This window comes from Pseudomonas sp. AC463 (assembly GCF_979253585.1).
Map to the genome: position 1 here is coordinate 62,657 of NZ_CEEDDZ010000029.1, position 7,198 is coordinate 69,854.

At 63.7% G+C, this 7,198-nt stretch carries 5 protein-coding genes; all 5 read right to left on the reverse strand.

Translation table 11 applies throughout. The features are described from left to right. Nucleotides 1–42: 42 nt before the first annotated feature. The 5 genes from AC0IYH_RS27050 to AC0IYH_RS27070 all read right to left on the reverse strand — a co-directional run bounded on the left by AC0IYH_RS27050 (nucleotide 43) and on the right by AC0IYH_RS27070 (nucleotide 6,871). Nucleotides 43–462 carry a group I truncated hemoglobin gene (locus AC0IYH_RS27050; RefSeq protein ID WP_122773574.1) on the reverse strand — a complete coding sequence of 140 codons (420 nt, stop codon included), beginning with the start codon at nucleotides 460–462 and terminating at the stop codon, nucleotides 43–45. Continuing rightward, nucleotides 462–1,325, reverse strand: coding sequence for a DUF3034 family protein (locus AC0IYH_RS27055; RefSeq protein WP_471837119.1), 864 nt, complete (start codon nucleotides 1,323–1,325; stop codon nucleotides 462–464). The genes AC0IYH_RS27050 and AC0IYH_RS27055 overlap by 1 nt, the downstream gene beginning before the upstream one ends. Next, complete coding sequence (locus AC0IYH_RS27060) at nucleotides 1,326–3,674, reverse strand: bifunctional diguanylate cyclase/phosphodiesterase (RefSeq protein WP_471837121.1); 2,349 nt, start codon at nucleotides 3,672–3,674, stop codon at nucleotides 1,326–1,328. Further along, nucleotides 3,658–4,335 carry a methylamine utilization protein gene (locus AC0IYH_RS27065; RefSeq protein WP_471837123.1) on the reverse strand — a complete coding sequence of 226 codons (678 nt, stop codon included), beginning with the start codon at nucleotides 4,333–4,335 and terminating at the stop codon, nucleotides 3,658–3,660. The genes AC0IYH_RS27060 and AC0IYH_RS27065 overlap by 17 nt, the downstream gene beginning before the upstream one ends. Before the next feature lie 199 nt (nucleotides 4,336–4,534). Then, nucleotides 4,535–6,871 carry a putative bifunctional diguanylate cyclase/phosphodiesterase gene (locus tag AC0IYH_RS27070; protein WP_471837124.1) on the reverse strand — a complete coding sequence of 779 codons (2,337 nt, stop codon included), beginning with the start codon at nucleotides 6,869–6,871 and terminating at the stop codon, nucleotides 4,535–4,537. Nucleotides 6,872–7,198 lie beyond the last annotated feature (327 nt).

A 7,198-nucleotide genomic window follows, 5' to 3' on the forward strand; every position in this document is an offset into this window, starting at 1 on the left:
GGGCTTGCCCCCTCCCACATTTAACCTCCAGTGTTTGTGAGGTCAGTGTTCGATCACTTCACCGCGCATCACCGCCAACCTTGCAATCAACCGATTCTGCACCGGCACCGCAATCCCTTCGCTGTCCATCGCCTTGATCAAATCCTCCACCAACGCATTAAAATCACTGCGGCTCACATTCTGCCCCTTGTGACTCTCCGCCATGCTGTCGCCCGTGTACGTGCACGGCCCACCCGCCTCCACACAGAACTGCTCGATCAGCTTGTTGCGCAAACGCTGGATATCAATGCGGCGGAAGCGATCAACAATGCGCTCATCGCGGGCAATGTTAAGCAACATGCCTTCGACAATCCGCGTGATGCCAGGCATGGCGCCAAGGTCGCGGTACAGGCTGTCGTCCTTCGGCGGTTGTTGGGCGCAGGCGCTCAGCAGCAGCACAAAGACCACGGGTAAAAAGCGCATCAGAAACTCCCCTGCACCGACAGGTAGGTGCCGTTCTGGTTATCCAGCGTAGCGATTTCGCCCAGGCGTGCGTAGGCCAATACAAACGACACATGCTTGTTGGGGAAGTAGCCGACAAACACATCCGCCCAATCGCTTTCGCCGGCGAAGGACAGGTTGTCGGGCTTTTCGCGGTACTCCACGCCCAGCGCCCAGCGCGGGTTGAACAGCACCGCCACCGAGCCTTCCTTGAGCAGGCTGCGGCGGTCACGGCGGTCGCCGCCAAAGCCGAGCAAACCGGTTTCATTCGCGCGGCTGTAGCGCAGGCTGCCGTTGACCAACACGTTGTAGCCAAATGCCGCGCCCATGAACAAACGGCTGGCGGCCAGGTAGCCTTCGACGTCGCTGTCGCGCTGGGCGCCGACCAGCTTGGGGATATCGAAATTGGTCTGGTGTTTGTACTCCAGGCCCAACGACACCTGGGGCAAGGTGTCGTAGATCACATCGCCAAACAGCCGCACCTTCAAGCCGAGCACGTCCTGGCCGAGGTTGTCTTCGGGCAGGTTGAGCTTATGCACCAGCGTGCCGAGGTCGAAGCGCTGACGGGCGAAAGACAGCTCGACCCGGTTGTCATAGGCCAGCGCCAGCCCGGCCACGTCGAGGCGATAGTCCGGCAGGTTGACCGTGGTGGCGAACGCCGTGGCGCCCCATTCGTGTTGCTCGCCATACCCGGCCAGCACCGCCCACGGCGTGATGCCGCCGCCCGCCGTGCCCTCTATGCTGCTGGCGCCGCCGGTGGCGATCAGGCGGCCGTTATCGGCCAGGCTCGTTTGCACAGTCAGGGCGGCCAGGCAGCCGATCAATAAATGACGCACGTCTAACACTCAATGAACCAATGAAGTTTGCGCACTGAGCGGCAGCGCCACCCAGGCTTCGAAAGCCTCGGCCCCCAAGGGCCGGCTGATCAGGTAGCCCTGGGCCGTGTCGCACTGCCAGCGTTCGAGCAAGCGCAGGCTGTGGGCGTATTCGACGCCCTCGGCGACCACCTTGAGGCCCAGGTTGTGGCTCATCTCGATGGTGGAACGCACGATCACCGCGTCCTCACTGGTTTCATCGAGGTTGCGCACGAAGGATTGGTCGATCTTCAACTCCTGCACCGGCAGGCGCTTGAGGTGCGCCAGCGACGAATAGCCAGTGCCGAAGTCATCCACCGACAGGCTGATGCCACAGTCGCGCAGCAGGTGCAGGACCTTGAGGGCTTTTTCCGGCTCGCGCATCACCGCGCTCTCGGTGATTTCGAACACCAGTTGCTCCGCCGGCAAACCGTAGCGACGCAACAGCGCCGAGACCTGATGGGCCAGCTCATCGCCGAGCAAATCATCCGCCGAGATGTTCAGCGACAGCTGCAGGTACAGCCCACGCTGGTTCCATTCGCACAACTGCCGAATGCCCTCCTCGATCACCCATTGGGTCAGCAACTGGATGCTGCCGCTGCGCTCGGCCAGGGGGATGAATTCTGCCGGCGAGACCATGCCGAACTGCGGGTGCTGCCAACGCAACAGGGCCTCGGCCTGGCGCACACGGCCCTGGCGGATATCCAGCTTGGGCTGGTAATGCAGCAGCAACTGGCCCTGGGTCGGCGCGTGGCGCAGGTCGCGGATCAAGGTGATCTGGCGGCGGTGCGCAAGGTCGCGGCCGTGTTCGTAGATTTGCAGGCGACCGGGCATTTGCGCGGCGTCTTTCATCGCAATCGCGGCGCGTTCCAGCAGGGTGTGCGGGCTTTCGCCATCGGCCGGGTACGCGGCGATACCCAGGCGGCAGTCGAGCGCCAGGTCATGGCCGTTGATACGGCTGGGGCGCAGCAGCAGTTGTTGCAGCTTGTCGGCCATGCCCACCGCTTCTTCGCTGCCGGCACCTTCGAGCAGCAGCAGGAATTCATCGGCGATCAGGTGCGCCAGGGTGTCGCCAGCGCGCAGGGTGGCTTGCAGGCGGTTGCTGACGCTCAGCAACAGCTGGTCGGCCGCATCCGGCCCGGCGGTTTCGCTGGCGGCGCGCAGGTTATCGATGCCCAGGTAGATCAACGCCATCGGCCGTTGCAACGCAATCGAACTGCCCAGGCGCTCCATGGCCAACGCGCGGTTCGGCAGGCCGGTGAGGCGATCATGCAGGGCGTTGTGCGCCAGTTGCTGTTCACGCTCGGCGATCCCGCTTTGCATGGAGTTGACCGCATGGGCCAGGCGCCCGAGTTCATCGCTGCGCTTGAGCACCACCGGGGTCTGGTAGTCGCCCTGGCCGATGCGCTCGGCCGCCAGGGCCAATGCCTGCACCGGCCGCGACACGCTACGCGCGAGCAGCAACGCGCCGATCAGTGAAGCAATCAACGCGACCAGCGCGATGCCGAGGATTTTCTCGTCCAGCGGCACAAACGCTTGCATCGCCGCATCCAGCGGGCTTTGCAGCAAGGCCAGGACTTTGCCGTTTTCATCACTGGCCAACACCAGGGACTGGCTGAGGAAACTGTGTTCAAGGTGATCGGTGGTAGACACGCCACGGCGCGTTGAGTCGCCCTGCATCAGTTCGATGATGCTGTCGCGCAGCACCTGTGGCTGGGTGCTGACCAACTCGCCGGGATGGTCATGGTCCAGCGCCAGGAACGACACTTCGAGGTTGCTCAACGAGCGCAACTCATCGGCAAACGCGCCGTCCATGCTGAAGCCCATCACCACCCGCGCAATCGGCAACGGCGCCAGCACCGAGGCTTCCACCAGCAGGTGCGGCTTGCCTTGCAGCGGTACCATCAGCATGGCCTGGCGATTGCGCCGCGCCTCGCGCAGCGCCTGGTCGTAACGGAAGGTCGAGCCTTCGGGCACTTCGTCGAGGGTGCTGGCGAGGACTTTGCCGTCCATGCCCAACAGGATCATGTCGCTGGCATTGATGCGCTTGCCGTGGTTGAGCAGCACTGAGCGCATCGTTGCCGAATCGCCACTGGCCACGGCGTCGCGAAAGCCAAAGTCGGCGGCCAACAGCTGCACGCCATCGGCCAGGCGCCGGCCGCGCACGTCGAGCAAGCGTTCGAACACCCGCGTGCCCACGTCCAATTGCGCCAGGGCCTGGCCGCGCACCGCCGAGCTGGTCGCAGCCTTGACGCTGAAATACAGCGCGCCGATCACTACCAGCGACAGCAGAATCAGGACAAAGGCGACCCGCGCCTGGAAGCTATTGCGCAGTTTCATGGGCAGCTCGGTTGAAGGCATCGCCAAACGCGCTTGGCGTCGGCGGCAGGTCGGCGGAAGTCGGCTCCAGGCTCAGCGTGACACGGTGGCTCAAGCCGGCGGCGGGCACGTGCAAGGTGCCGCCATCCAACGGCTGCATGTCCGCCAATTGCGGGTGCCACAGGGTGGCGTGGTAGTCCCCTGGCGGCAGTTGCTCCAGGCGCACCTTGCCCTGGGCGTTACTGACGGCGAAATGCGGGTCATCGGTGACATAGATATAGCCGAGCATCCAGTCATGGATATTGCAGCCCAGCACCACCACGCCGGGTTTGTCGAACAGCAACGGGTCGGCGGGCGTGCCTTCGTACAGGCGCAGTTCGAAGCGCTTGGCGGTGGAAAAGGAATACACCTGATGGCGGATGTTGTCGCTGTTGGGGAAACGCACTTGGGTGCCGGTGTGCACCGCCAGCACATGGGGGGCGAAGCGTTGGCCGCGCTGGTCCATATCCGCCTTGAGCACAGCGGCCGGCGCGCTGGCCGGGCCTTGCAGGGTCACCACCGCATCCGCTACCGGGCTGCCATCGGCCTGTTGCATCAGCACCTCGAGGGTGGCCGCCGAGGCTGGCCCGGCCAGCATCAGCAACAGCGCCACAGGTGATAGCAGAGAAATCGTTCGTGCCATGGGACATCCGCAAAAAAGGAAAATGAGCGGCCAGCCTTGGCACAGAGATAGCGGTCATGATGCCGCAAACAAGGCAATATGCCATCACTGAATGACGAGAGATCCATGACCGCCGGTCGGTAAAAACCTATGCAAACGGTCAAGCTCTGTAGGGGTTATCGACCACGCGGAAAGAATCTGTAGTCGATGGGAGGGAGTTTCAGACCGGGATACGCTCGCGGCGCATCCACATTTCAAAGGCCATGGCATTCAGCGGCCGGCTGATGAGGTAGCCCTGGGCGGTGTCGCAGTTCCACTGCTTGAGCAGCTTGAGGCTCGGCTCGAACTCCACGCCTTCGGCCACCACCTTGAGCCCCAGGTTGTGGCTCATCTCGATGGTGGAACGCACGATCACCCCATCGCCGCTGGTGCTGTTGAGGTTGCGCACGAAGGACTGGTCGATCTTCAACTCCTGCACCGGCAGGCGCTGCAGTTGCGCCAGCGAGGAATAACCGGTGCCGAAGTCATCCACAGACAGGCTGATGCCGCAGCCGCGCAGTTGCTCCAGCACGCTGAGGGCCTGCTTGGGGTTGTGCATGATCGCGCTTTCGGTGATCTCGAAAATCAGCTGCTGGGCCTGCACACCGTATTGCGCGAGCAAGGTGGTGACGCGAATCGCCAGGTCGTCATCGGCCAGGTCGTCCACCGAGATATTCACCGACAACTGAATATGCATGCCGCGCTGGCCCCACTCGCCGATCTGGCGGATGGCTTCTTCGATCACCCACAGCGTCAGGCCGCCCATGCTGCCGGTGCGCTCGGCCAGGGGAATGAACTCGGCGGGCGACACCAGCCCCAGCGTCGGGTGTTGCCAGCGCAACAGCGCTTCGGCCTGGCGCACATGGCCGTGCTTGAGGTCGAGTTTGGGCTGGTAGCACAGGTACAACTCGCCTTCGGCGGCGGCGCGGCGCAAGTCGCGGATCAGAGTGATCTGGCGCTGATGCGCGAGGTCGCGGTCTTGCTGGTAGATCTGCAGATGGCCGGGCAGCGACGCGGCATCATGCCGGGCGATGGCGGCGCGGCCGATCAACTCTTCGACCTGCTGGCCGTCGGCGGGGTACGCGGCGATACCGATGCTGACTTCATGGCGCAGCTCGTCGTTGCCGATGCGCTGGGGTTCGGTGAGCAGCGCATAAAGGCGGTCGGCGCGCGCCACCGCGCGGTCGATCTCGGTGTTTTCCAGCAACAGCAGAAACTCGCTGCCGGTGATGCGCGCCGCGGTGTCGCTGGCCAGCAGGCTCATGGACAGGCAGCGGCTGGCCTCGCGCATCATCTCCTCGACACCCTCGGGGCCAAAGCCTTCGTTGATCGCCCGGTAGTTCTCGATCCCCAAGTACAGCAACACCACCGGCCGCTGCGCGCTGATCGCGCTGCCCAGGCGCTCCATGGCCAAGGCGCGGTTGGGCAAGCCGGTCAGCGGGTCATGCAGGGCGTTATGCGCCAATTGCCGCTCGCGCACGGCGATGCCGCTTTGCATGGCGTTGAAGGCGCGGGCCAGCAAGCCGAATTCATCGTGGCTGCGCACCCGCACCGGCGTGCGGTAATCACCGGCGCCAATACGCCCGGCCGCCTCCACCAGCGCATTCAACGGGCGCGACACACGCCGCGCGAGGAACAGCGCGCCGGCCAACGACACCACCAGCACCGCCAGGGCAATCCCGAGGAACTGCCGGTCCAGCGGCGCAAAGGATTCCAGCGCGTGGTCCAGCGGGCTTTGCAGCAGCACCCGCACTTCATCGCCGTCACCGGTGTTGGCCAGCGGCAACACCTGGCTGAGCACGCGCTCGCCGTAAAACAGATGGATCTGCGGCTCGGGGTTGACCTTGCCCTCACGCAACAGGCCGAGGGTGGCGGCCTGGTAGGCATCGGGCTGGGTGCTGAACAACGCGCCGGGCGTGCCGTGTTGCACGCTGAGGAACGACACTTCCAGGTTGCTCATGGAGCGCAGTTCGTTGGCGAACAGTTTATCCATGGGAAAGCCCATCACCACCCGCGCGATGGGCAGCGGGTCGAGCACTTCATCCTGCACCAGCAGGTACGGGCGGCCGTCCATGGCCACGATCAGCATCTGCAACCCGCTGCGCCGCGCGTGACGCAGGGCCTCGTCATAGGGGAAAGGCTGGCCGCGGGTGAGGACCGGCAAGGTGCTGACCATGACCCTGCCCTCAAGGCCCAGCACGAAGACTTCACTGGAACGGATGCCGGTGCCATGCCGACGCAGCGCGGCCAGGATCGGCACCGTCTGACCGCTGGCCACGGCCTGTTTGAATGGGCCGTCGACGGTCAGCCAGTCGAGGCCGTATTGCAGGCGGCGGCCACGCAGGTCCAGCAGGCGCTCGAACACCTGGCTGCCGGTTTTGAGTTGGACCTGGGCCTGGTTTTCCACCGCGCGGGAGGTGGCGGCCTTGACGGCAAAATAAGTGGCGGCGACCACCACCAGCAGCAACAGGGCGAGGACCCCGGCAATGCGGGTTTGGAATGTGTGACGCCACCTCATTGCAGTGCCCTCTGGCAGTGTTCGCCGCTCTCTGCCATTGCGTCCCTTTGTCATGTGCTTTCCTGGCGACTGCTGACTTGGCGTCAAAAAAATATCCATTTTGAGTGAGTATTTGGTTTTAGGAGATTAGCTGGGAGTTGGGTTGAGTGCACCCAATAAATACTGGGATTTTGGTGGCGGTTTATTGGCGACAGAGGGTTGGCTGGGGAATCGGCAGGGGTACATATCCGTTATTTGAGTGATGGCTGCGTATGGTTTCGCCCTTACGGCGACTCACTTTGGAAAAGCCCCAAAGTAAGCAAAGGGCTCTTGCCCCAACACTCGGCA

Bases quoted from the DNA above. Each gene is read 5' to 3' on its own strand.
- AC0IYH_RS27070 (WP_471837124.1), bottom strand. From the start codon at position 6,871: ATGAGGTGGCGTCACACATTCCAAACCCGCATTGCCGGGGTCCTCGCC.
- AC0IYH_RS27050 (WP_122773574.1), bottom strand. From the start codon at position 462: ATGCGCTTTTTACCCGTGGTCTTTGTGCTGCTGCTGAGCGCCTGCGCC.
- AC0IYH_RS27065 (WP_471837123.1), bottom strand. From the start codon at position 4,335: ATGGCACGAACGATTTCTCTGCTATCACCTGTGGCGCTGTTGCTGATG.
- AC0IYH_RS27060 (WP_471837121.1), bottom strand. From the start codon at position 3,674: ATGAAACTGCGCAATAGCTTCCAGGCGCGGGTCGCCTTTGTCCTGATT.